This is a genomic window from Bradyrhizobium sp. HKCCYLRH3073, from assembly GCF_051167995.1.
Classification (GTDB): Bacteria; Pseudomonadota; Alphaproteobacteria; order Rhizobiales; family Xanthobacteraceae; genus Bradyrhizobium.
In genome coordinates this window covers 153,259-176,231 of the sequence record NZ_JBNPUD010000011.1, presented here as the reverse complement: position 1 = coordinate 176,231, position 22,973 = coordinate 153,259, and the positions used below count along the sequence as shown (strand labels likewise).

General features: G+C 67.1%; 16 protein-coding genes. 3 read left to right on the top strand and 13 right to left on the bottom strand.

Annotated features, from left to right (window positions below; translation table 11 throughout):
• The first annotated feature begins 21 nt into the window (after positions 1 to 21).
• Genes fdhF through ACQR1X_RS24635 form a run of 3 tightly spaced genes read left to right on the top strand, consistent with a single transcriptional unit; the run spans position 22 to position 3,983 of the window.
• Positions 22 to 2,901, top strand: a complete 2,880-nt coding sequence (gene fdhF, locus ACQR1X_RS24645; RefSeq protein ID WP_434896064.1) for a formate dehydrogenase subunit alpha — start codon at positions 22 to 24, stop codon at positions 2,899 to 2,901.
• A gap of 1 nt (position 2,902) precedes the next feature.
• The gene (gene fdhD, locus ACQR1X_RS24640; RefSeq protein WP_434899736.1) at positions 2,903 to 3,751 is read left to right on the top strand and encodes a formate dehydrogenase accessory sulfurtransferase FdhD; all 849 of its coding nucleotides are present in this window, start codon (positions 2,903 to 2,905) and stop codon (positions 3,749 to 3,751) included.
• Positions 3,741 to 3,983, top strand: coding sequence for a formate dehydrogenase subunit delta (locus ACQR1X_RS24635; RefSeq protein WP_315777578.1), 243 nt, complete (start codon positions 3,741 to 3,743; stop codon positions 3,981 to 3,983). Before fdhD ends, ACQR1X_RS24635 begins: the two co-directional genes overlap by 11 nt.
• Positions 3,984 to 4,012: 29 nt before the next feature.
• Here the strand turns inward: ACQR1X_RS24635 and ACQR1X_RS24630 are convergent, their stop codons facing one another.
• The 13 genes from ACQR1X_RS24630 to ACQR1X_RS24570 form a co-directional block, all read right to left on the bottom strand.
• Positions 4,013 to 6,970 (bottom strand): bifunctional [glutamine synthetase] adenylyltransferase/[glutamine synthetase]-adenylyl-L-tyrosine phosphorylase, encoded by a 2,958-nt coding sequence (locus ACQR1X_RS24630; RefSeq protein WP_434899735.1) that lies wholly within the window; start codon positions 6,968 to 6,970, stop codon positions 4,013 to 4,015.
• Positions 6,967 to 8,427, bottom strand: a complete 1,461-nt coding sequence (locus ACQR1X_RS24625; RefSeq protein WP_434888122.1) for a sensor histidine kinase — start codon at positions 8,425 to 8,427, stop codon at positions 6,967 to 6,969. The genes ACQR1X_RS24630 and ACQR1X_RS24625 overlap by 4 nt, the downstream gene beginning before the upstream one ends.
• A complete protein-coding gene (locus ACQR1X_RS24620; protein ID WP_315726077.1) occupies positions 8,411 to 9,091 on the bottom strand; it encodes a response regulator transcription factor in 681 nt (226 codons plus the stop codon). Before ACQR1X_RS24620 ends, ACQR1X_RS24625 begins: the two co-directional genes overlap by 17 nt.
• A 285-nt stretch (positions 9,092 to 9,376) precedes the next feature.
• On the bottom strand, positions 9,377 to 10,960 hold the full coding sequence (locus tag ACQR1X_RS24615) for a Do family serine endopeptidase (protein WP_316182733.1): 1,584 nt from the start codon (positions 10,958 to 10,960) through the stop codon (positions 9,377 to 9,379).
• A gap of 1,223 nt (positions 10,961 to 12,183) precedes the next feature.
• On the bottom strand, positions 12,184 to 13,083 hold the full coding sequence (locus ACQR1X_RS24610) for a hypothetical protein (RefSeq protein WP_434899734.1): 900 nt from the start codon (positions 13,081 to 13,083) through the stop codon (positions 12,184 to 12,186).
• A gap of 2 nt (positions 13,084 to 13,085) precedes the next feature.
• Positions 13,086 to 13,673 carry a hypothetical protein gene (locus ACQR1X_RS24605; protein WP_434899733.1) on the bottom strand — a complete coding sequence of 196 codons (588 nt, stop codon included), beginning with the start codon at positions 13,671 to 13,673 and terminating at the stop codon, positions 13,086 to 13,088.
• Between the two features lie 654 nt (positions 13,674 to 14,327).
• The gene (locus ACQR1X_RS24600; protein WP_434899732.1) at positions 14,328 to 16,331 is read right to left on the bottom strand and encodes a methyl-accepting chemotaxis protein; all 2,004 of its coding nucleotides are present in this window, start codon (positions 16,329 to 16,331) and stop codon (positions 14,328 to 14,330) included.
• 409 nt (positions 16,332 to 16,740) lie between these two features.
• Positions 16,741 to 18,084, bottom strand: coding sequence for a methyl-accepting chemotaxis protein (locus ACQR1X_RS24595; protein ID WP_434899759.1), 1,344 nt, complete (start codon positions 18,082 to 18,084; stop codon positions 16,741 to 16,743).
• Positions 18,085 to 18,374: 290 nt separating this feature from the next.
• Entirely contained in the window at positions 18,375 to 18,863 is a 489-nt protein-coding gene (locus ACQR1X_RS24590; RefSeq protein WP_434899731.1) for a cytochrome c-type biogenesis protein, read from the bottom strand.
• Between the two features lie 5 nt (positions 18,864 to 18,868).
• Entirely contained in the window at positions 18,869 to 20,848 is a 1,980-nt protein-coding gene (locus tag ACQR1X_RS24585; RefSeq protein ID WP_434899730.1) for a heme lyase CcmF/NrfE family subunit, read from the bottom strand.
• Positions 20,845 to 21,399: a cytochrome c maturation protein CcmE gene (gene ccmE / locus ACQR1X_RS24580; protein WP_316182607.1), complete on the bottom strand. Its 555-nt coding sequence runs from the start codon at positions 21,397 to 21,399 to the stop codon at positions 20,845 to 20,847. The genes ACQR1X_RS24585 and ccmE overlap by 4 nt, the downstream gene beginning before the upstream one ends.
• Before the next feature lie 31 nt (positions 21,400 to 21,430).
• Positions 21,431 to 22,531: a c-type cytochrome biogenesis protein CcmI gene (ccmI, locus tag ACQR1X_RS24575; RefSeq protein ID WP_315804187.1), complete on the bottom strand. Its 1,101-nt coding sequence runs from the start codon at positions 22,529 to 22,531 to the stop codon at positions 21,431 to 21,433.
• Positions 22,532 to 22,669: 138 nt separating this feature from the next.
• The gene (locus ACQR1X_RS24570; RefSeq protein ID WP_315804188.1) at positions 22,670 to 22,939 is read right to left on the bottom strand and encodes a hypothetical protein; all 270 of its coding nucleotides are present in this window, start codon (positions 22,937 to 22,939) and stop codon (positions 22,670 to 22,672) included.
• Positions 22,940 to 22,973: the final 34 nt, after the last annotated feature.

Sequence of the window (22,973 nt, the reverse complement as noted above, 5' to 3'; positions counted from 1 at the left end):
TCGGGAACAAGGACACCGACCATGTCGCTCATCCACGAAACCGATTACGGCACGCCGCTCTCCAAGTCCGAAAAGATGGTCACGCTCACCATCGACGGCCAGAGCATCACCGTTCCCGAGGGCACCTCGATCATGCGCGCGGCCATGGAGGCCGGCACGCAGATCCCGAAACTGTGCGCGACCGACATGGTCGACGCATTCGGCTCGTGCCGCCTCTGCCTCGTCGAGGTCGAGGGCCGCGCCGGCACGCCGGCCTCGTGCACCACGCCGGTGGCCGCGGGCCTCGTCGTGCACACCCAGACCGAGCGGCTGAAGAAGCTGCGCAAGGGCGTGATGGAGCTTTACATCTCCGACCATCCGCTCGACTGTCTGACCTGCGCCGCCAATGGCGATTGTGAGCTGCAGGACATGGCCGGCGCGGTCGGCCTGCGTGACGTGCGCTACGGCAACCAGGGTGAGAACCACGTGTTCGCCGACGCCTGCGGCGAGGCCAATCCGGCCTGGCTGCCGAAGGACGAGTCCAACCCCTATTTCACCTACGATCCCTCCAAGTGCATCGTCTGCTCGCGCTGCGTCCGCGCCTGCGAGGAGGTCCAGGGCACGTTCGCGCTGACCATCTCCGGCCGCGGCTTCGACAGCCGGGTCTCGCCGGGCATGAGCGAGAGCTTCCTCGGCTCGGAATGCGTCTCCTGCGGCGCCTGCGTGCAGGCCTGCCCGACCGCGACCCTGACCGAGAAGAGCGTGATCGAGATCGGCCAGCCCGAGCACTCGGCCGTCACCACCTGCGCCTATTGCGGCGTCGGCTGCACCTTCAAGGCCGAGATGCGCGGGGAGGAAGTGGTGCGCATGATGCCGTACAAGGACGGCAAGGCCAATCGCGGCCATTCCTGCGTCAAGGGCCGCTTCGCCTGGGGCTATGCGACCCACAAGGAGCGCATCCTCAAGCCGATGATCCGCGAGAGCATCGACCAGCCCTGGCGCGAGGTCTCCTATGACGAGGCGTTCAAATTCGCCGCCGACAAGATGCGTGGCATCCAGGCGAAGTATGGCCGCGACTCGATCGGCGGCATCACCTCGTCACGCTGCACCAACGAAGAGACCTATCTGGTGCAGAAGCTGATCCGCGCCGGCTTCGGCAACAACAACGTCGACACCTGCGCCCGCGTCTGCCATTCGCCGACCGGCTACGGCCTTGCCACCACCTTCGGCACCTCGGCCGGCACGCAGGACTTCGACTCGGTCGAGGACAGCGACGTCATCATGGTGATCGGCGCCAACCCGACCGACGCGCATCCGGTGTTCGGCTCGCGCATGAAGAAGCGGCTGCGCCAGGGCGCCAAGCTGATCGTTGTCGATCCGCGCAAGATCGACCTCGTGAAGTCGGCGCATGTCAAGGCCGACTATCATCTGCCGCTGCTGCCGGGCACCAACGTCGCGATCCTGACCGCGATGGCGCATGTCATCGTCACCGAGGGCCTCGTCAACGAGACCTTCGTGCGCGAGCGCTGCGACTGGAGCGAGTTCCAGGACTGGGCCGAGTTCGTCGCGCTGGAGAAGAACAGCCCCGAGGCGGTCGCCCAGTTCACCGGCGTCGATGCGGAAGCGATCCGCGGCGCGGCCCGGCTCTACGCCAAGGGCGGCAACGGCGCGATCTACTACGGCCTTGGTGTCACCGAGCACAGCCAGGGCTCGACCACGGTGATCGCGATCGCCAACTTGGCGATGGCGACCGGCAACATCGGCCGCCGCGGCGTCGGCGTGAACCCGCTGCGCGGCCAGAACAACGTGCAGGGCTCCTGCGACATGGGCTCGTTCCCGCACGAGCTGCCGGGCTACCGGCACATCTCCGGCGATGCCGTGCGCGACCAGTTCGAGGCGATGTGGAACGTCAAGCTCAACCCTGAGCCGGGCCTGCGCATTCCGAACATGTTCGACTCCGCGATCGAAGGCACCTTCATGGGCCTCTACGTGCAGGGCGAGGACATCCTGCAGTCCGATCCGAACACCACGCATGTCGTGCAGGCGCTGTCGTCGATGGAATGCGTCATCGTGCAGGACCTGTTCCTGAACGAGACCGCAAACTACGCTCACGTGTTCCTGCCCGGCTCGACCTTCCTGGAGAAGGACGGCACCTTCACCAATGCCGAGCGCCGCATCCAGCGGGTCCGCAAGGTGATGACTCCGCGCAATGGCCTCGCCGACTGGGAGGTGACGATCGGCCTCGGGAAGGCGATGGGCTTCGAGATGACGTACAACCATCCCTCCGAGATCATGGACGAGATCGCGGCGTTGACGCCGACCTTCACCGGCGTCTCCTACCAGAAGCTCGAGGAAATGGGCTCGGTGCAGTGGCCCTGCAACGAGAAGTTCCCCGAGGGCTCGCCGATCATGCATGTCGACGGGTTCGTCCGCGGCAAGGGCAAGTTCGTGGTCACGGAGTATGTCGCGACCGACGAGCGCACCGGGCCGCGCTTTCCGCTGCTGCTCACCACGGGACGCATCCTGTCCCAGTACAATGTCGGCGCCCAGACGCGGCGCACCGAGAACGTGGTGTGGCACGGCGAGGACGTGCTGGAGATCCATCCGCACGATGCCGAGCAGCGCGGCATCCGCGACGGCGACTGGGTGCGGCTGACCAGCCGCGCCGGCGAGACCACGTTGCACGCGCTGATCTCCGAGCGCGTGGCGCCGGGCGTGGTCTACACCACCTTCCACCACCCGCTGACACAGGCCAACGTCATCACCACCGACTATTCGGACTGGGCGACCAATTGTCCGGAGTACAAGGTCACGGCGGTGCAGGTGTCGCAGTCCAACGGTCCGTCGGACTGGCAAAAGGCTTATGACGAGCAGGCCCGCAACTCGCGCCGCATCGCCCCGGTCGTGGAGGCGGCAGAGTAGCATGACCGATGCAGTGCGCATCACGGATCGTCTGGTCTGGCGCGACGGAGCCCTCACCGAGGGCCATCGTCGCGTGCCGGAGGAGACCGCGGTCGCGCTGACCTACAATGGCGGCACCCAGGCTGTCATGATGGCGACGCCGCAGGACCTCCGCGACTTCGCCATCGGCTTCAGCCTGAACGAAGGTCTGGTCACGAGCCGCGACGACATCATCTCGCTGGACGTCGTCGAGCTGGATGACGGCATCGAGCTCAGGATGTGGCTGCCCGACGCTCTCGCCGAACGCCTGGCCGAGCGCCGCCGCAACATCGCCGGCCCCACCGGCTGCGGCCTGTGCGGCATCGATTCCATCAGCGAAGCGGTCCGGCCGGCAGCGCATGTCCCCGACGGCCGGCGTTTCACGCCGCGCGACGTCATGGCGGCCCTGGCGGCGATCGAGCCGCTGCAGAAGCTCAACCACGAGACCCGCGCGGTGCACGCCGCCGCCTTCTGGACGCCGGCGCGCGGCATCGTCGCGCTCCGCGAGGATGTCGGCCGCCACAACGCCCTCGACAAGCTCGCCGGCCACCTCGCGCAAGCGCGCTGTGCGGCGAGCGAGGGCCTCGTGATCCTGACGAGCCGCGTCTCGGTCGAGCTGGTGCAGAAGGCGGCTGCCATGGGCGCACCCATCATGGTCGCGGTGTCAGCGCCGACCGCGCTCGCCATTCGCATGGCGGACGCCGCGGGCATCACGCTCATTGCCGTGGCCCGCAACGACGGCTTCGAAATCTTCACCCATCCCGACCGGATCGTCGCGAGCGCCGAGACTGGCGCGCGACCAACACAGACGGACAACACCCATGTCGCATAACCCCTCCGAGCGCCTCGTCTACATGGCCAACCAGATCGGCAAGTTCTTCCAGAGCCAGGGGCAGGAGAAAGAGGTCGCCGGCGTCGCCGAGCACATCAAGAAGTTCTGGGACCCGCGCATGCTCAAGACGATCTATGCGCACCACGATGCCGGCGGCGCCGGCCTCGACCCGGCGGTGAAGGAAGCGATCGGCCGGCTGAAGCAGGCGGCGGTCGCCAAGGAAAAGGCATAGGCGGCCGTCCGACCGCGCTCCCGGTCAGGTCATCCCTCCACGAGTGCCGTGAACACGCGCCGCACCTCGGTCTGAGTCTCGCGCAACCGCGCCTCGAGCGCCGAGAAATCCGGCGCGTCGCCTGCGCGGGCCATCACCCGCAGCAGGTCCTCGCCGGCCTGATCCGGCTTGAACTTGTCGCTGACGCACAGCCGCACGATCTGCGTCAGATCGTGATACAGCCGCGCAGCCTGGCGCAGGATCACGGCTTCAGCACGCGGCAGCACGCCGAGCCGCTCGGCATTGTCGAGCACCGCAAGCGTGCTGACGTCGAGGATCTCCGGCGTCGTCGCCGCATGCACGAGCTGCAGATATTGCGCGACGAAGTCGATGTCGACCATGCCGCCGGCGGCGTGCTTGAGATCCCACAGATCCGCCTCGCCCTTCTCGGCCGCGATCGCGCGGCGCATGTCGGCGACATCGCGCGCGATCGCACTCCTGTCGCGCACCCGCCGCAGCGCAGCCTGGATGATTTCCTCGATCCGAACCCGAAACGCCGGCGAGGCCGAGATCACCCGTGCCCGCGTCAGCGCCATGTGCTCCCAGGTCCACGCCTCCTGCTCCTGATAATGCGCAAAGGAGTCGATGTGCGAGGCCAGCGGGCCGGCGCGGCCCGACGGCCGCAGCCGCATGTCGATGTCGTAGAGCACGCCGTAATTGGTGCGCGAGGTGAAGGCTGAGATCAGCCGCTGGGTGAAGCGCGCGAAGTAGTGGGCGCCCTGCAGCGAGCGCTCGCCGTCGGAATCCGGGGCGTCGCCGTCGAAATCATAGAGCAGGATCAGGTCGAGATCGGACGAGGCCGTCATCTCGCGCGCGCCGAGCCGTCCCATCGCGACGATCGCGGTCTCCTGGCCCTTGATGCGGCCGTGCTGGGCGGCGAAGCGCTCCGTCACGAGATCATGCACGGTGTGCACGATGCCCTCGGCGACGTCGGCGAACGCGGTGCCGGCCTGCTGCGCCGACACCGTGCCGGAGAGGATGCGCGTGCCGATCAGGAACAGGCTTTCCTGGCCGAACAGCCTGAGACGATCGAGAAACTCCTCATAGGTCCCGGCATCCTGCAGCGTCGAGGCCAGCCGCTCGGACAATTCGCGCCGGTCCGGGATGGCGCCGAAGAAGCGCGGATCGATCAGGCCGTCCATCAGCCGCGGCTGCCGCGCCAGCATGTCGCCGAGCCGCGGCGCAGCGCCTAGCACGAGCGCGACGAGCGCAACGAGATCACGGTTCTGCCCGAGCAGCGTGATCAGGCGGCCGCCGAGCTGCAGCGCCTGCAGGAAGCGGTCGAAGGCCACGACGGCGCGATCCGGCTCGTCGGCATGGGCGAGACCATCGATCAGCGCGGGCAGGAAATCGGTGAACGCGGTGCGCGTCGCATCAGCACGGAACACGCGGTACTCGCCCGCCAGCCATTGCTGCAGGGTCTTGGCGACCATCACCGGATCGCGGAAGCCCAATCCGGCAAGATGCTCCATCAGGCGCGGCTCGTCGGGACCGGCGCCGTAGTTCACCGCGGGCAGGCTGACGGTGCCGGTCGGATCGCCCTCGAACAGCCTGGCGTAGTGCCCCTGCACGATGTCGAGATGGAACAGCAGATCGGCCGCGAACCGCTCGCGGCTCTCATAGCCGAAGAAGCATGCGAATCGGCTCACGCCCTCGACATCGTCGGGCAGGCTGTGGATCTGCTCGTCCGCCATCATCTGCAGGCGGTGCTCGACCCGGCGCAGGAACTCATAGGCCGTGGTGAGCTCGTCGCGCGCCTGCTCCGTGATCCAGTTGCTGGCCGTGAGCACGTCGAGCGCCTGGAGCGTCGGGCGCACGCGCAGCTCGGGATGACGGCCGCCGGCGATCAGCTGCTGGGTCTGGGCGAAGAACTCGATCTCGCGGATGCCGCCGCGGCCGACCTTGACGTTGTGGCCTTCGACCGCGATCTCGCTGTGGCCGCGATAGACCTGCATCTGCCGCTTCATGTCGTGGACGTCGGTCAGCGCCTGGAAGTCGAGATGCTTGCGCCACACGAACGGCGACAGCTCGGCCAGCATCGCCTCGCCCGCGACGACGTCGCCGGCACAGACCCGCGCCTTGATCATCGCGGCGCGCTCCCAGGTGCGGCCCTCGCGCTCGTAGTAGTGCAGCGCCGCCTCGGTCGACATCGCCACCTGCGTCGAGGCCGGATCCGGCCGCAGCCGGAGATCGACGCGGAACACGTAGCCGTCCGCGGTGCGGCTCTGCAGCAGCCGCGCCATCGCCTGGGTCACGCGGACGAAGAACGGCTGCGGCTCGATGTCGCGCGCCAGCGAATTGACCTCGGGATCGAAGAACACGATCAGGTCGATGTCACTCGAATAGTTGAGCTCGCCCGCGCCCATCTTGCCCATCGCGAGCACGAACAGGCCGCTGCCCTGCTCCGGATCGTCGGCATCGACGGGCGCGAGCCGGCCGCGCACCGTCTCCAGGCGCAACAGGTACCGCAGCGCCATCTGCACCGAGGACACCGCGACGTCGGTCAGCCCCGCCGTCACCTGCATCACCGGCCAGACGCCGCCGATGTCGCACAGCGCGATCAAGAGCGCCGCCTCGGATTTCAGCCGGCGCAAAAGGCTCATCACCTCGGCTTCGCTGGAAGCGGCAAACACCTCGCGGCCGGTGCGGGCGATCAGCTCGGAAAGATGCGCCTGCGGCTCGCAGCGCAAGAGACGGTCCAAACGATGGCCGTCGGCGCGGACGAGATCGAACAGATAGGGCGAGCACTCGGCAATCCCGAGCAGGATGGTGCGGGCCCAGCCGCCAGCGAGCAGCACGCGGAGCGAGGCGGCCAAGGACGGCTCGAGCTCGGCGAGCCACTCGTTGAGACGGAGTTCGGCTTTGTCGGGCGCACGGACATGTGGGCCGGCAACGAAACGTTCGGCCAGCATCTGCCCGTCCGCGTTTCCCGGCGCGGATGAGGTCATGCGGCCTTCTGTGGCACATCCTGCGCCGGCGCCGCAAGCTTGGCGGGCTGGCCTGCGCCGGCCGGCAGCACCAGGGTCGCGACCAGGCCCGGCCTGGCATCGCCGAGCCGGAGCTCGCCGCCATGCAGGGTCGCCACCGCGGCGGCGAGGCTGAGGCCGAGGCCCGACCCCGGCAAGGTGCGGGACGCCTCCAGCCGCACGAAACGCTCGACGGCGTGCTTGCGCTCGGCCTCGGGAATGCCCTCGCCATGATCGGTGACGCTGAGCAGCACCTGCCCGCCCTCGCGCCGGGCCTCGATCAGGATCTCGCGGCTGTCAGCGGCGGCGGCGGGATCGAGCGGCAACGCGGCCGGCTTGCCGTATTTGATCGCGTTTTCGACGAGATTGGCGAGCGCCTGGCTGATCAGCTCGCGATTGCCATGCACCGGCGCGGCCGCCGCCTTGACCCGCAAGGTCATCTCATTGTCCTCGGCCAGCGGCTCGTACAATTCGTGGATGCCGCCGGCGACCTCCGCCGCGTCGAACTCGACCATGTCGCCGCGCGCCTGCCCGGACTCCGCCCGCGCGATCATCAGCAGCGCGTTGAAGGTGCGGATCAGGCCGTCGGATTCCTCGATCGTGCGCTCCAGCGCGGCGCGGTACTCGTCCTCGGAGCGCGACTTCGCCAGCGCCTCCTCGGCGCGGTTGCGCAGCCGCGTCAGCGGCGTCTTGAGATCATGCGCGATGTTGTCGGAGACCTCCTTGAGGCCGGTCATCAGCGCCTCGATGCGCTCCAGCATCGCGTTGAGATTTTCCGCCAGGCGATCGAGCTCGTCGCCGCTGCGGCCGACCGGCAGACGGCCGGAGAGATCGCCATCCATGATCCGCCGCGTCGTGCCGGTCATGGCGTCGATCCGGTACAGCACGCGCCGCGCGACGAAGATGCCGCCGCCGATGCCGAGCACCACCACGACCAGCACCGACCATTGCGCCGCCTTGGCGACGATGCCGAACAGGCGGCGGCGCTCCTCGAGATCGCGGCCGATCAAAAGCCGGAAACCGCTGGAGAGCTGGGTGACATAGACCAGCGCGCGGTGGCTGTGCTCGGTGCTGTCGTCGAGCCGCCGGTAGAACGTCTCCGACCAGCCGGACGAGCCCATCACGCCCGGCGCCAGCGAGCCGACATTGCCGGCGATCGCCTGCCCGCTCGGCGTGGTGATTAGATAGAGATTGGCGCCCGGCCGCAGCGCGCGGCTTTCGATCGCGCCGACGATGCCGCGCAGGCCCCAGCGGGCGAAGATGTCGGTCATCTCGCTGATCTCGGAGGTGACCGTGGTCGAGATCTGCTCGGTGATGAGGCGGCGGGTGTTCCAGGCGAAATAGCCGAGCAGCGAGGCTGCGAACAGCGCAAACAACAGCAGATAGACCAGCGTCAGCCGGAATGCCGTGGTGCGGATCAGCTTACCGAAGGCCGTCACGGATCATGTACCCCGCGCCGCGGATGGTGTGGAGCAGCGGGCGGTCGAACCCCTTGTCGATCTTGGAGCGCAGCCGCGAGATGTGGACGTCGATCACGTTGGTCTGCGGATCGAAGTGATAATCCCAGACGTTCTCCAGCAGCATCGTGCGCGTCACCACCTGGCCCGCATGCTTCATCAGATATTCGAGCAGGCGGAACTCGCGCGGCTGCAGGGTCAGCTCGTCCTTGCCGCGGGCGACGCGATGCGACAGCCGGTCGAGCTCGAGGTCGCCGACCTTATAGGTGGTCTCCTCCGCCGGGCCGCCATGGCGGCGCGACAGCACCTCGACGCGGGCGAGCAGCTCGGCAAAGGCGTAGGGCTTCGGCAGGTAGTCGTCGCCGCCGGCGCGCAGGCCCTTGATGCGGTCGTCGACCTGGCCGAGCGCCGACAGGATCAGCACCGGCGTCCGGTTGCCCTTGTCGCGCAGCGCGCCGATCAGCGACAGGCCGTCGCGCTTGGGCAGCATGCGGTCGACCACCAGCACGTCGTAATCCCCGCTCTCGGCCATGGCGAGCCCCTCCTCGCCGTCGCTGGCGAGGTCTGCGACATGTCCGACCTCGCGGAACGCCTTGACCAGATAGTCGGCGGACTCGCGGTCGTCTTCGATGATCAGGAGGCGCATTGCGGAAACGGGGGCGGCGGTCACGGTTCGATGTCCATCTACATGGACCGGCCGCCGTTTCCGTGCAAGGCGGCATGGGCCCGGGGTTGATCGGCAGCAAAGTGGGCGGTGAGGCTGGGGGACCTCACCGCCCGAGTTCCTTCCGACGGAGGGGGGCATTATCCAACGGAAGGTTTGCGGGAGCGGAACTTGAAGCCCGCCCCCAGGAAGAGCCGCCGGTGCGGGGGCACATGCCGGCGGTCTCCCATCTCGTGAGGGCCTTCTCGTGAGAGCCTTGGCCCTCCCTTAGCCCTTGGCCAGCGGCACTGCGACGAAGCGCGACTGGCCGCCGCTCTTCACACGCATCAGCACGCTGTTCTTGTTGTCGGCCTTGGCGGCGTTGATGGCCTCGCGCACGTCACCGGCCGAGGTCACCGACTTGCCGGCCACTTCGAGGATGACGTCGCCTTCCTTGAAGCCGCGATCGGCAGCGGCGCTCTTCGGATCGACCTCGGTGACGACGACGCCTTCCTTGCCGGCGCCGGCGACGCTCGACGCGGGCGCCACCGTCATGCCGAGCTTCGGCACGTCGGCGCCGCGGGTCGGGCTCGCATTGTCGCCGCCGGTGTCCGCCTTGGCCTCGATGGTGTTCGGCAGCTTGCCGAGCGTCAGGTTGATGGTCTTGTCCTCGCCCTTGTGCAGGACGTTGAGCTTGACCGAGGCGCCCGGCGCGATGCCGCCGATGGTGCGGGCGAGCTCACGCGCGTCCTTCACCGGCTCGCCGTTGACAGCGGTGATGACGTCGCCGGACTGGATGCCCGCCTTCGCCGCCGGACCGTTGGCCTGGGGCTCGGCGACCAGCGCGCCCTCGGCCTTCTTCATGCCGAGGCTGTCGGCGATGTCCTGCGTCACCGGCTGGATCTGCACGCCGATCCAGCCGCGGCTGACCGAGCCGTTGTCCTTGAGCTGCGCCACCACGCTCTTCACCGTCGAGGCGGGGATCGAGAACGCGATGCCGACGCTGCCGCCGGACGGCGAGTAGATCGCGGTGTTGACGCCGACGACATTGCCGTCGACATCGAACGCCGGACCGCCGGAATTGCCCTTGTTCACGGGCGCGTCGATCTGGATGAAATCATCATACGGGCCGTTGCCGATGTCGCGGCCGACCGCCGAGACGATGCCCGCCGTCACCGTGCCGCCGAGGCCGAACGGATTGCCGACCGCCAGCACCCAGTCGCCGATGCGCGGCTTGCCGTCGGCGAGCTTGGCGAACGAGAAGTTCGAGCCGCCCTCGACCTTGATCAGCGCCAGATCCGTGCGCGGATCGGTCCCGATCACCTTGGCGCTGTAGGTCTTGCCGTCGTCGGTCGTCACCTCGACCTTGTTGGCGCTGTCGACCACGTGGTTGTTGGTCACGGCATAGCCGTCGGCGGAGATGAAGAAGCCGGAGCCCTGCCCGGTCACGGCGCGACCGCCACCACGGCCGCCGCGGCCCGGCATGCCGGGAATGCCGTTCTCACCGCCGAAGCGGCGGAAGAAGCGCTCCATCGGCGAGCCCGGCTGGAACGGCAGATCCTCGTCGCTGTCGTCCTTCGACACCTTCTCGGCGATGTTGACCTTGACCGAAATCACCGACGGCTTCACCCGCTCCACGATGTCGGCAAAGCCGATTGGGCGCGCGACCTTGCTGACCTCGTTCGCCACCTGCGCATGCGCCGAGGTCGAGAACAGGTCGAGCGGCGCCCCCTGCGGCGACAGGCCGTAGGCGGCAACACCGAGGCCCGCGACCACGGAGGCCATCAGCGCGAACTTGCGCGCCGAGAACAGCCCGCGCCGGGACTGGCGATAGGATGGAAGCGAGGACAGGTCGGTCGGACGGTCGGTCATACGGTTTTCTCCGCAAGTGATTTTGGTCAAGGTCTAAACGTGTGTCCCGGGCTGTGCGCCCCGTTCGCAAGTGAAGATGGGACTTGCCGCCTTACGGCGTGCTGGCTGCGGCGTTAAACTTCTGTAATGGATGGACACGATCACTGCGGCGGAATGGCGCAGATGGCGGGCGGCGGGCGAAAAGGCTTTTTATTTCAATGAATTGCCTCATCCACGCCAGCCCCAGGCTCGCCATCTTTGTGGCCCGCCCGACCAAAGTCGTATCGCGCCCCACCCTCGCTCCGTAGGGCGGGTTAGCCGCAGGCGTAACCCGCCACCCCGCCCACCGGCCCGCGACAAGCGGACGACGCTTGCGCTCATCCGCCCTACCGATCCCGTACACATCTGCGCTCCCGTAGCCCGCATGAGCGCAGCGACACGCGGGATCACCCGCGCCTTCAATGTCGCGCAAGCTCCCACCCCAATCTCCGTCATTGCGAGCGAAGCGACGTGTCCGCCGAAGCCCGTCGGGCGAAGGCGGAAGCAATCCAGGGTGGTGGGCGGGACTCTGGATTGCTTCGCTTCGCTCGCAATGACGAGGTGACATCTCGATCCACACTGTCAAACAGCCCTTGGAGATACGCATCATCATCCTCGCGACGCATCCCGCGCCCGAGTCATGCCCTTGAACTTGCACCCTCGCATCGAGGGCACAGGGAAGGCCGGGCGCTGGCCGCGCCCGTGGCCCGCCTGCGGAAAAAAATGCAGGCGGCAGGTACCACAGGTCTGGCCGAACACGCCCGGCCCTCCCTGCGCGATGGTGTTAACGCTTATACGTGATCTCCCCGGGGACCGGCTGATTGACCCCGTCGCCAGTGAATCATCACCACCGGCTTGACCTCGGCACCGGGAGGCCAGAACGACACGATTTCACGTCCGCGTTCCGCTGTTCGTCGGCGAGGCAAAACCCCGCTGCAGCAGCCCGCGTCCATCGCATTCCATCCCGACGTCCGTGACGATCGCGATACGCCCCCTCGGTGGAACGGAACGCGGGGAAGATACGGGTGATTTGGGATGGAAGGCAAGCGGATTTTTGATTTTCGGAAACAAGGAACCGATTTTCCGACACGACACATCTACCGAGGAACCTGGGCCCCTGGCGCCGCCGTGGAGTGCTGGCATCCACGTCGAACCGCTGTGCGCAAACATATAATCGTGGGATCCTGGCTTTCCGGAGCTGTTATTTACAGGCTGGATCTTAGTAGATTAACCTGAAATGTCCGTTCCCCCTCCAACGCCACTTGATTACTTGGTGACCGAAGGACAAGCCTATCAGACGGTGGCCCGGCTTTAGTTGCGCCAGCGCGTACGACCATCTGGAAGTGTGGAAGTCTCACGCCCTCCTCCAGCAGACAACACTCGACGTACCGGAGTTTAGAAGCGCAGGGACAAGGGCCGTCGTGAGGACGGTCAGCGAAATTCGCATGGGAATGTCGCTTATGCGTCCATTCGCCGTCCCATAAATGGAACGCGCTCGTAAGGTGATCGAGAACGTATTGGACGACGGAATAATCATAGTCGAGATGAAGAACCGAGTATTTCTGAACAGGATCGGTCACTAGAGATACTTCCAGCGGCTCGGCTTCGTAGATGATTCGGTAGCACAACTGGCCGGCGTAGACGCGACCGACTACATGCCCGCACGGCTCAACTGGCGTACTCTGCACGCCGCAAATCGAGCACGCCCACTTCTTGTAGCGCATGCCCGGGCTAGCAAAGTGTCGGTACGGAAAGAGCGATTGCCACAGAGCAACGAGCTGCGCGCGATCCTTAGTCAGTGGACCAATTCTTTTTAAGAATGGGTTCTCGATAAGGCGGGCGAATGCAAGTTCTGCTTTCTCCAAATTACACCAACCATCGTAGAATTTTCCGCGCGCCATAAGATGATAGGCATCAAGGTAGAGAACAGTTCCGTCCGCAAAGGTCTGAATCGCCCATAAGCGATTTTTCTCTTCTGAGGGAATCGGACCTGTTTTGAGGTACTTTGCGTTACGGCTAAGCTCTCGCCAGAAACTCTTCAGCGGCTTACGAACGTTAGCAACTATTTTCTCGGCCAGGCTCTCTGAATGTAAAACCCTGATCATAGCTAGCTCTTCGATGCGGGAAGCCGCGTCCGTGGATGAGCCTGATGTGGACTGGCAGGAGCAGTATCGAGTTCATCGACAAAGCGCGGCACAGCTCGCTTAAGAAAGTCGCCGAGGTCTTTGGGATCTCCCTTGAAATGAACCTTTAGCGTTTTGTGGTTAGGTCCTTCAACAATTAGCGTAATCTCAGCGGTGTCTCCGGTCGCATGCCCTGGCAGTAGTGCGTCCATTCGCGCAGCCAGGATATTGATTACGAGCGGAACAGCAATCGAGGAGACAAACAAGGTTGGCAACCGCCACGCCTTCGAATGCAGAGCTAGCTCACGATAATCTGCACTCCGGATTGCTATTCCAAGGCTTCCATCGGCGCCAAGAGCTTCTCTGAAACGCGCTAGGAACGCTTCGGAGCCAACCGGGAATACCGGCCCCTCTGAGCCATATGACACGTGTGGAACCGCCAGCACCTGGGCCTTCAACAATGCAGCACGCTGGGCCGCATCGACCCAAGGCTGGTCAAGCCAATAACCCTTGCCCTCGTCAGTTTCCTTGACTTCGAACTTCAGGAATTCGCGAGAAAATGCGTCAGTCATCGTCCCCTCCATCGAAACGATAAATGGGAAACTTGACGCAAATCTTCAAGCTAGTCTGCTGGGAGCTGTTTGCAGCACCTACCCATGACCTCATGTCTTCTAATTTTCGCGGCCGTATGAGGTCGCAGGAATCGTATGCTGCCAACTCGTAGCAGAAAAGAGACTTTCGAACTAATCCCCCTCATTTTCAACACCTTAGATGAACTCTCGCTGCTTTGCCGTAGGGACGCCAGCATGTAGCGCGGCAATCCGGGATAACCTCTGAAGTACGTTTGATCCCATGTGTCGCGCCTAGGAATCCGCTGGCGTGACGCGAGCGACCGCCACAAACTCCGCTGTCGTCCCTGCGAACGCAGGGACCCATACTCCGCCGCGGTCGTTGTTAGAAAAGACTGGTCCGATATCCCGCCAATCACACCCGCCTGGGGTTATGGGCCCCGGATCGGAGCGTGCTGCGCACGCTTGTCCGGGACGACAGCGGAGGCCTGGGTGACGGATTTGCGTCAGCGGCAGGAGCGGCGGCGGCAGCACGTAGTGCGTAAGGCGGCTTAGCCGGAGGCATAAGCCCCCGCTGTTTGTTGGGCAGGAATGGCGGATTACGCTGCGCTAATCCGCCCTACTAGTCCGTCATCGGCGCAACACATCGCTCCACCCTCACGCCGCCTGCAACGATCCCAGGAAGCGGCTCACTTCCCGCTTCAACCGGCCGCTCTCCGCCGACAGCGACCTCGCCGCCGCCAGCACCTGGGCCGACGCCGACCCCGTCTCCGACGCCCCCCGCTGCACGTCGTCGATGTTGCGGGAGACGCGTTGGGTGCCGTTGGCGGCGTGCTGGACGTTGCGGGAGATCTCCTGCGTCGCGGCGCCCTGCTCTTCCACGGCGGCGGAGACGGCGGCGGAGATTTCCGACAGGCGGCCGATGGTGCTGCCGATCTCCTTGATCGAGCCGACCGACTCCTCGGTGGCGGCCTGGATGCCGGAGACCTGCTGGGCGATCTCGCCGGTGGCCTTCGCGGTCTGCTCGGCCAGCGCCTTGACCTCGGCGGCGACCACCGCGAAGCCGCGGCCGGCCTCGCCCGCGCGCGCCGCCTCGATGGTGGCGTTGAGCGCCAGCAGGTTGGTCTGGCCGGCGATGCTCGAGATCAGCTCGAGCACGTCGCCGATGCGGGTCGCGGCCTTCGACAGGGTGCCGACGCGCTCATTGGTGCGGTTGGCCTGCGCCACGGCTTCGCTGGCGATGCGCGCGGATTCCTGCACCTGGCGGGAGATCTCGCTGACCGAGGACGACAGCTCCTCGGCGGCGGAGGCCACCGTCTGCACGTTGGACGACGCTTCCTGCGAGGCGGCGGCGACCTCGGTCGACAAATCCTGGCCGCGCGCGGCGGTGCTGGTCAGCGTCCCGGCGGAGGCTTCGAGCTCGCTGGAGGCATGCGACACCGCATCGACGATCTCGCCGACGGCCTGCTCGAACTGGCGGGCGAGCTTGGCCATGTCGTCCCGGCGCTGCTGCTCCTGCCGCGCTTCGGCGTCGGCATGCTCGGCGCGCAACCGCTCGGTCTCGGCCATGTTGTCCTTGAACACCTGGATCGCCGTCGCCATGGCGCCGATCTCGTCGCGGGCGCCGCGGCCGGGGATCTCGACGGCGACGTCGCCGCTCGCGAGCCGTCCCATCGCCCGCGTCATCGACGCCAGCGGGCCTGTGATGCTGCGCGCGATCAGGACCGCGACGAGGCAGCCGAACAGGATGGCGGCGACGCCGACCAGCGTCTGCAGCGAGATCGTGCTGGCGATGGCGCCCTCGGCCGATGTGCGCGAGGCGTGATAGTCGGCATTCACGCCGGTCTCGGCGGCCTTGAGCGTGTCGATGCTCCGGGCGATCAGCGGCTCGATCGCGGTGGCGTAGATGTCCTCGGACTTCAGCGCCGCGGCGGCGGTGGCCTCGAACGCGGTCTTGTTGAGCGCCAGCGAAGCCTTCACCGGGGCGATCGCGGCCAGCACGCCCGCCGGCGGCGACGCGCCCTCCAAGGTGGCGAGCCGCTGCTCGACATTGTCGACGCCGGCGCGGAAGGCGGACGCCGACTTGGTATCGCGCAGCGCCAGGAAGCGCCAGGTGGCGATGCGGACGAGCTGCAGCCGGGCGTCGATGTCCGCGACCGCGGTGATCACCTCCGGCTCCTTGCTGATGCGCGCCGCGATCGACAGCTTGGCGGCCTTGGCGGCGAGGTCCTCGCCGCCCGGCAGCAGCGCGGCGCGGCCGGACTTCACCTGCTTGACGGCGTCGCTCAGCGCATCGCGCTGGGTCTTCATCTGCGCGATCTCGCTGGTGAGATCGCCGTAGAGCTTGCGCTGCTCCGCCGACAGCCGACCGGCGGTGGCCGCCTGCAGCAGCGCCGTCGCCGCCGCCTCGCGCTCGGCCGCCTCCTTGAGCGCCGGCTCGTTGGCGTCGTGGATGTAGCGCAAATTGGCGCGCTGGATCGCCTGCAGATGGTTGGAGACCTGCAGGATGCGCGCGGTCGCGTCCGACAGCGCCGACATGCTCGCGACCTGGTCGCGCACCGCCCACAGATTCCACACCGCCACCGCGGCCATCACGGCGCCGGCGACGATGAGCGCCGCAAAGCCGGCGTAGAGACGCCCCCTGATCTTCAAGCTCATCATGTCCTCGTCCGCTCCCCCAAGAGCGGCAGGCGGGCGAACTGACGTCGACACGCGCCTGCCCCGCAGCAGCGGCCGCCTGGCTGGCGACTCACAGCTGTGCTGTATGCACGATGGGCGGTATTTACTAATAGCGGGTTAGACGGAGCCGCGGGGACGGGGCATCGTTTGTCGCCGAGCTACGCAGTCCGGATGCGTGCCGTCCGGTGCACTCAGCTCGCGGCGGACGCAGGTGCGCTCAACTCACCCGGTCGTCATGCGCGGGCTTGACCCGCGCATCCATCCGCTGCGCAGACGGACAGACGTGGATGGCCGGGTCAAGCCCGGCCATGAAAGGGGAGAGAGGTGGGCTCACAACGCACGCCATGACAGCGGAGAAATACAACTGGTGCCCCCGGCGGTGCGCCTGTCCTCAGCTCGCCTTCACGCTGATGATGAACGCATCGACCTCGCGCTTCAGCGTCTCGGCCTGCTGCGACAGGTCGCCGGCGGCGTCGCGGGCCTCCGAGGCGAGGCGGCCGGTTTCGGCCGAGGTGGAGGAGATCTGGGCGATGTGGTTGGAGACGTCGAGGGTGCCGCGGGCGGCTTCCTGGACGCTCCTGGAGATGTCCTGGGTGGCAGTGCGCTGCTGCGAGGTGTCGACCTCGATGCCGGACATGATGGCGCTGATCTCCGACAGCGTGGTCGAGATGCCGTCGATGGCGCCGCGGGTCTCGGCGGTGATGCCCTGGATGCTGGCGACGTGGGCGGAGATCTCGTCGGTCGCCTTGCTGGTCTGGTTGGCGAGGTTCTTCACCTCCGACGCCACGACCGAGAAGCCCCGGCCGGCCTCGCCGGCGCGGGCGGCCTCGATGGTGGCGTTCAGCGCCAGCAGATTGGTCTGCGAGGCGATCGCCTGCACGAGCTGGACCACGGCGCCGATCTTCTCGGCGGCGTCCGACAGCGCGTGGATGGTGTTCTTGCTCTTCTCGGCCTGCGAGGCCGCGCCCTCGGCGCGCTGGGTGGCGTCGGAGACGCGGCGGCTGATGGTGCCGATCGAGCTCGTCATCTCCTCGGTCGAGCCGGCCACGGTCTGGACGCTGCGATTGGCGTGGTTGGCGGCGGCCTCGACCGCATTGGCCTTGGCCGAGGTGTCGTTGGCGGCGCGCGACAGCGTCTCGGCATTGCTCTTCAGCCGGATGGCCGACGATGCCACGCTGCCGACGACGGATGCGACGAGGTCGTTGAAGGAATGGATGCGGCCGTCGAGGAAGCGCGAGCGCTCGCCCTGGCGCTGCGCCTCCTGCAGCTCGCGCTCCGTCAGGCGCTGGCGCTCGATGCCGTTGGTCTTGAACACCTCCAGCGCGCCGGCGAGCTGGCCGATCTCGTTGCCGAGGCCGAGGCCGGGAATGCGCGTGTCGTATTTCTGGCCGGCGACGTCGCGCATGGCCGAGACCATCGCGGCGAGCGGGCGCAGGATGCCGTTCTGCACGGCGGCATAGGTCATCAGGCAGACGGCGCTGGCGAACACCGCGATGGCTGCGCAGGCCATCAGGAAATAGGAGAACGCCGACTGCGCCTGCTGATAGGTCAGCATCGCATGATCACGGGCGGGGCCGCTGAGATGGGCGAAGTCCGACGACAGGCTGGTGATCTGGTTGTTGAGATAGAGCACCGCGATGAAGCCGGTGCCGCCGCCGATCGCCAGGAGCATGAGGAGAGAGGCGACGACGCCTCCCACGAGGAAGCGGATCGTCAGATTGCTGCTGGAGAACATGGCCTTGCCCGGGTACGTCAGACGGAATGTCAACGCACACTTCCAGACAAAGGTAAAATAAGCTGAAAGCGCGGGTCGGTGCGGAGCACGGGAAAGCACGGGGGCTTTGCGGATCGACGGCGCGTTCTCATTTGGTGCGCACGCTTCTTACTCGCGACAGCCGGCCTTCGCACCACGCGCGCTTTCAGCCCGCCTCTCTCCGTCGTCATGGCCGGGCTTGACCCGGCCCCGGGTCAAGCCCGGCATGACGGAGTAACTAACTGGCAGGGGATCGTGGCGTTAGCGGATCATCATGTCGCCGGCGGCTGCTGCTCGGCGGCCATCAGCGCGGCGAGGCGCGCCTCCTCCTCGGCCGTCAGCTTGGGCGTGGCCTCCGCGCCGCGCTGCCCGCGGCGGCGCACCTGCCACCACAGCGCCAGGCCGCCGCCGAGCAGCAGCACCGGCGGCAGCAGCCACAGCAGCAAAGTCTGGCGCTCGAAGCGCGGCTTCAGCAGCACGAACTGGCCGTAGCGCGCGACCAGGAAATCCAGCACCTGATTGTCACTGTCACCGGCCGCGAGCCGCTCGCGCACCAAGAGGCGCAGGTCGCGCGCCAGCGGCGCGTCGGAATCGTCGATCGACTGGTTCTGGCAGACCATGCAGCGCAGCTCGCGCGACAGCGCGCGGGCGCGCTGCTCCTTGGCGGTGTCGGCCATGACCTCGTCGGGCTGCACCGCATGCGCCACCGGCGAGCTCAACAGCAGCAGCGCGAGCGCGAGGAGGCTGAGACTGCGTCGCATCCGCCCTACTCCGCCGGCTGCAGCGCGCGCGCGGCACGTGCCGGGCGCGGCGCGCCGACGCGCAGGCGCCGGTCGGACAGCGACAGCAGGCCGCCGAACGCCATCAGCACCGGACCGAACCAGATCAAGAGCACCAGCGGCTTGTGATAGATGCGCACGGCGAGGCCGCCGTCGGGGGTGGCATCGCCGAGCGAGACGTAGAGCTGGCTGACGCCGCGGGTCATCAGCGCGGCTTCCGTCGTCGACATGCCGCGCGTGGCGAAGCTGCGCTTGCTCGGCGTCAGGACGCTGAGCTGCCGGCCGTCCTGGCTGATGACGAAGGTGCTGACGACCTCGCTGAAGTTCGGGCCCTGGCGCTGGCTCATGCCGTCGAACTTGATCTGGTAGCCGGCGAGATTGCGGACGTCGCCGGGACGCAAGGTCGAGATCAGCTCGCTGTTCCAGGTGGTCTCGCAGACGATGCCGAGCAGCGCGACGCCGAGGCCGGCATGGGCGAAGGCGGTGCCCCACACCGAGCGCGGCAGGCCGGCCGTCCGGTGCAGCGCGGTCTTGAACGGCACGCGGGCCACGCCGGTGCGCTCGACCAGATCGACGACCGAGCCGGTGATGACGAACACGCCGAGGCCGATGCCGAGCGGCGCCAGCGCGCTGCCCCCGCGCGCCCAGGCCCAGACGATCGCGATCGCCACCAGCGCCGTGACGCCGGCCGCGAGCAGCCGCTGCGTCGCCGCGACGAGGTCGCCGCGCTTCCACGCCAGCATCGGGCCGAACGGCACCATCAGCAAGAGCAGCGCGAACAAGGGGCCGAAGGTGATGTTGTAGAACGGCGCGCCGACCGAGAGCTTGAAGTCGAGCGCCTCCATGATCACCGGATAGAGCGTGCCGAACAGCACGGTGGCGCAGGACACGGTGAGCAGCAGATTGTTCAAGACCAGCGCGCCCTCGCGCGAGATCGGCGCGAACAGCCCGCCCTGCTTCAGCGCGGTGGCGCGGCCGGCGAACAGCGTGAGGCTGCCGCCGATGAACAGCACGAGGATGCCGAGGATGAACACGCCGCGGGTCGGATCGCTGGCGAAGGCATGGACCGAGGTGATGACGCCGGAGCGCACCAGGAAGGTGCCGAGCAGCGACAGCGAGAAGGTCAGGATCGACAGCAGGATGGTCCAGACCTTGAGCGCGTTGCGCTTCTCCATGACGACGGCGGAGTGCAGCAGCGCGGTGCCGGCGAGCCAGGGCATCAGCGAGGCGTTCTCGACCGGGTCCCAGAACCACCAGCCGCCCCAGCCGAGCTCGTAATAGGCCCAGTACGAGCCCATGGCGATGCCGAGCGTCAGGAAGATCCAGGCCATCAGGGTCCACGGCCGCACCCAGCGCGCCCAGGCGGCATCGATGCGGCCTTCGAGCAGGGCCGCGATCGCGAACGAGAACGAGATCGAGAAGCCGACATAGCCGAGATAGAGCATCGGCGGGTGCACCGCGAGGCCGATGTCCTGCAAGACGGGATTGAGGTCGCGGCCCTCGATCGGCGGGTTGGCGAGGCGGGCGAACGGATTCGACGTGGTCAGGATGAACAGATAGAACGCGGTCGCCACCCAGGCCTGCACCGCGAGCACGCGGGCGCGCAAGGACAGCGGCAGGTTGTTGCCGAACATCGCGACCATGGCGCCGAACAGCGCCAGGATCGACACCCACAGCAGCATCGAGCCTTCGTGGTTGCCCCAGACGCCGGTGATCTTGTAAAGCAGCGGCTTCATCGAGTGCGAGTTCTCGAACACGTTGGCGACCGAGAAGTCCGAGGTCACGTGCAGGGTGACCAGCGCGATGAAGGAGAGACCGGCGAACAGCAATTGCGCCAGCGCCGCCGAGCGGCCGACATTCATCAGCGCGACGTCACGTTGATGCGCGCCGAGCATCGGCACGGTGGACTGGATCAGCGCCAGCGCGAGCGCCAGCACCAGGGCATAATGTCCGCTCTCTGCAATCACTGCGTCGCTCCTGCAGCCGTCTTCTCGGCGCCTTCGCGCATCGACACCGGGCTTGGCGTGGCTGCGCCGGCTGGCGTGGCTGCGCCGGCTGGCTTGGCCGCCGCGCCGGGTTTGCCGTAATCGTCCTTCCAATGGCCCTGCTTCTTCAGGGCATCGGCGACTTCCTTCGGCATGTAGGTCTCGTCATGCTTGGCGAGCACGGTGTCGGCCTTGAACACGCCGGCGGCATCGAGCGCGCCCTCGGCGACGACGCCCTGCCCTTCGCGGAACAGATCCGGCAGAATGCCCTTGTAGGCGACCGGCAGCTTGGCGCCGCCATCGGCCACTTCGAACGTCACGGCGAGATCGTCGCCCTTCTTCAGCGAGCCCGGCTGCACCAGGCCGCCGAGCCGGAAGCGCTTGCCCGGGCCGATATGCTTTTCCGCCACCATGGTCGGTGTCGAGAAGAACACGATGGAGTCGCGCAGCGCATTCAGCACCAGCCCGGCCGCGACCGCGAGCACGAACAGCGCCCCGCCGATGATCGTCAAACGCCTCTGCTTGCGTGTCATCCCTTGATCCCGTTGGCGGCGGAAGCGCCGCTCATCCATCCAAGCCGAAAGTCTTCACACCCTCGTTGAGCTGCCGCAACCGCTCGGCATCGCCGGACACCGCCTGCCGCGCCTCCGACAGCGCCCCCTTGGCCTTGTCGAGATCGCCCATCACGACATAGGCGCGCACCAGGCGCAGCCAGCCCTCGACGTCGTCGCCATTCTGCTTCAGCCGCGCCGCCAGCCGGTCGACCATGCCGCGGATCATCGTCTCGCGATCGCCTGCGCTCATGTCCTTGGCCGCGGCGATCGTCTCGCTCGGCAGCGCCGGCACCTCGCCGCCGCCGACGCGGGCCAGCGCCGCCGTCACCAGCGGCCGCCATGGCGCATCCGCGGGCGCCTTGCCCAGCATCGCCCGCCAGATCGCGCTCGCCTCGTCCTTGCGGCCGTCCTGCTCGGCAGAGAGGCCGAGATAGTAGTTCGACTTCGGCTCGTCGGCCTCGAGCGCATGGGCGCGCTCGAACTCCGCCTTGGCCTCGGCGGTGACGACGCCGCCGGCGGCCGCGGTGATCATCTCGCCGAGATCGGCGCGCTTGGCCGCACCGTCGCCGGCATAGGTGATCATGTTGCGATAGGCCCGAATCGCGTCATCGGTGCGGCCGAGCCGCGCCAGCACCGGGGCGAGCACGGTCCAGCCGCGGCCGTCGGTCGGGTTCTTCTGCAGGTGCTGCTCGACCTGCGCCACCAGCGTTTCCAGCGGCTGCGTCCCGTTGGGCGCCGCGCGGGCGGTGAGCGGGAAATCCGGCAGTTGCGGCGAGCCGAGCGGGAGGTAGACCGCGAGCGCCACGATCGGCACGCCGATCAGCGCCAGCACCGCCGACGCGCGGCGCAGACCGAGGCTCGGCTTCACCGCAGCCTCATCCTCCTGGTCGGCCGCGGCCAGAAGGCGGCGGCTGATCTCGACCCGCGCGGCTTCCGCCTCGACCTTGCCGATCAGCCCGGTTTCGACGTCGCGCTCGATCTCCGCCAGCTGGTCCTTGTAGACGGCGACCTCGCGCCCGTCCGACGCGGCCCGCGCGCCCAGCCCGAGCGGCAGCAGGACGGCGAAGATCGCCGCGGCCGTCATCACGGCGAACACGAACCAGAGAGTCATCGGACAGGGTTCCAGTCAGCGCCTACCGGCAGGCGCGCCTCGCGCCGCTTTTAACCAGCACCGTTCCCGGCGGCAATTCACATTTGCCGCCGTGGTAGCCCAGCCGTCCGAGCCGAAAAACTCAGGACAATTACGTAATTAGGGGACCTCGAACTCGGCGCTCTTGGCGAGATAGCTGCCGTGCCCGTTCAGGGCCACCAGGAAATAGGTCCCCGGCCGGACATGGTCGGTGAGCCTGATCCGCAGCGACCCGACCGGGACCGGAGAGGCGATGGTGGTGACGGGATCGGGGAGTGGCGCCCCGCTCGTCTTGTCGACGAGCACGACCTTGGCCTTGATCATGAGGTTGCGATAGGTCGCGCGCACGACGCGGTTCTCGACCTCGACGAAGTTGATAACGGAAATCATGGTCTTGATGAAAACGGATGGAACCTGGCGGGAA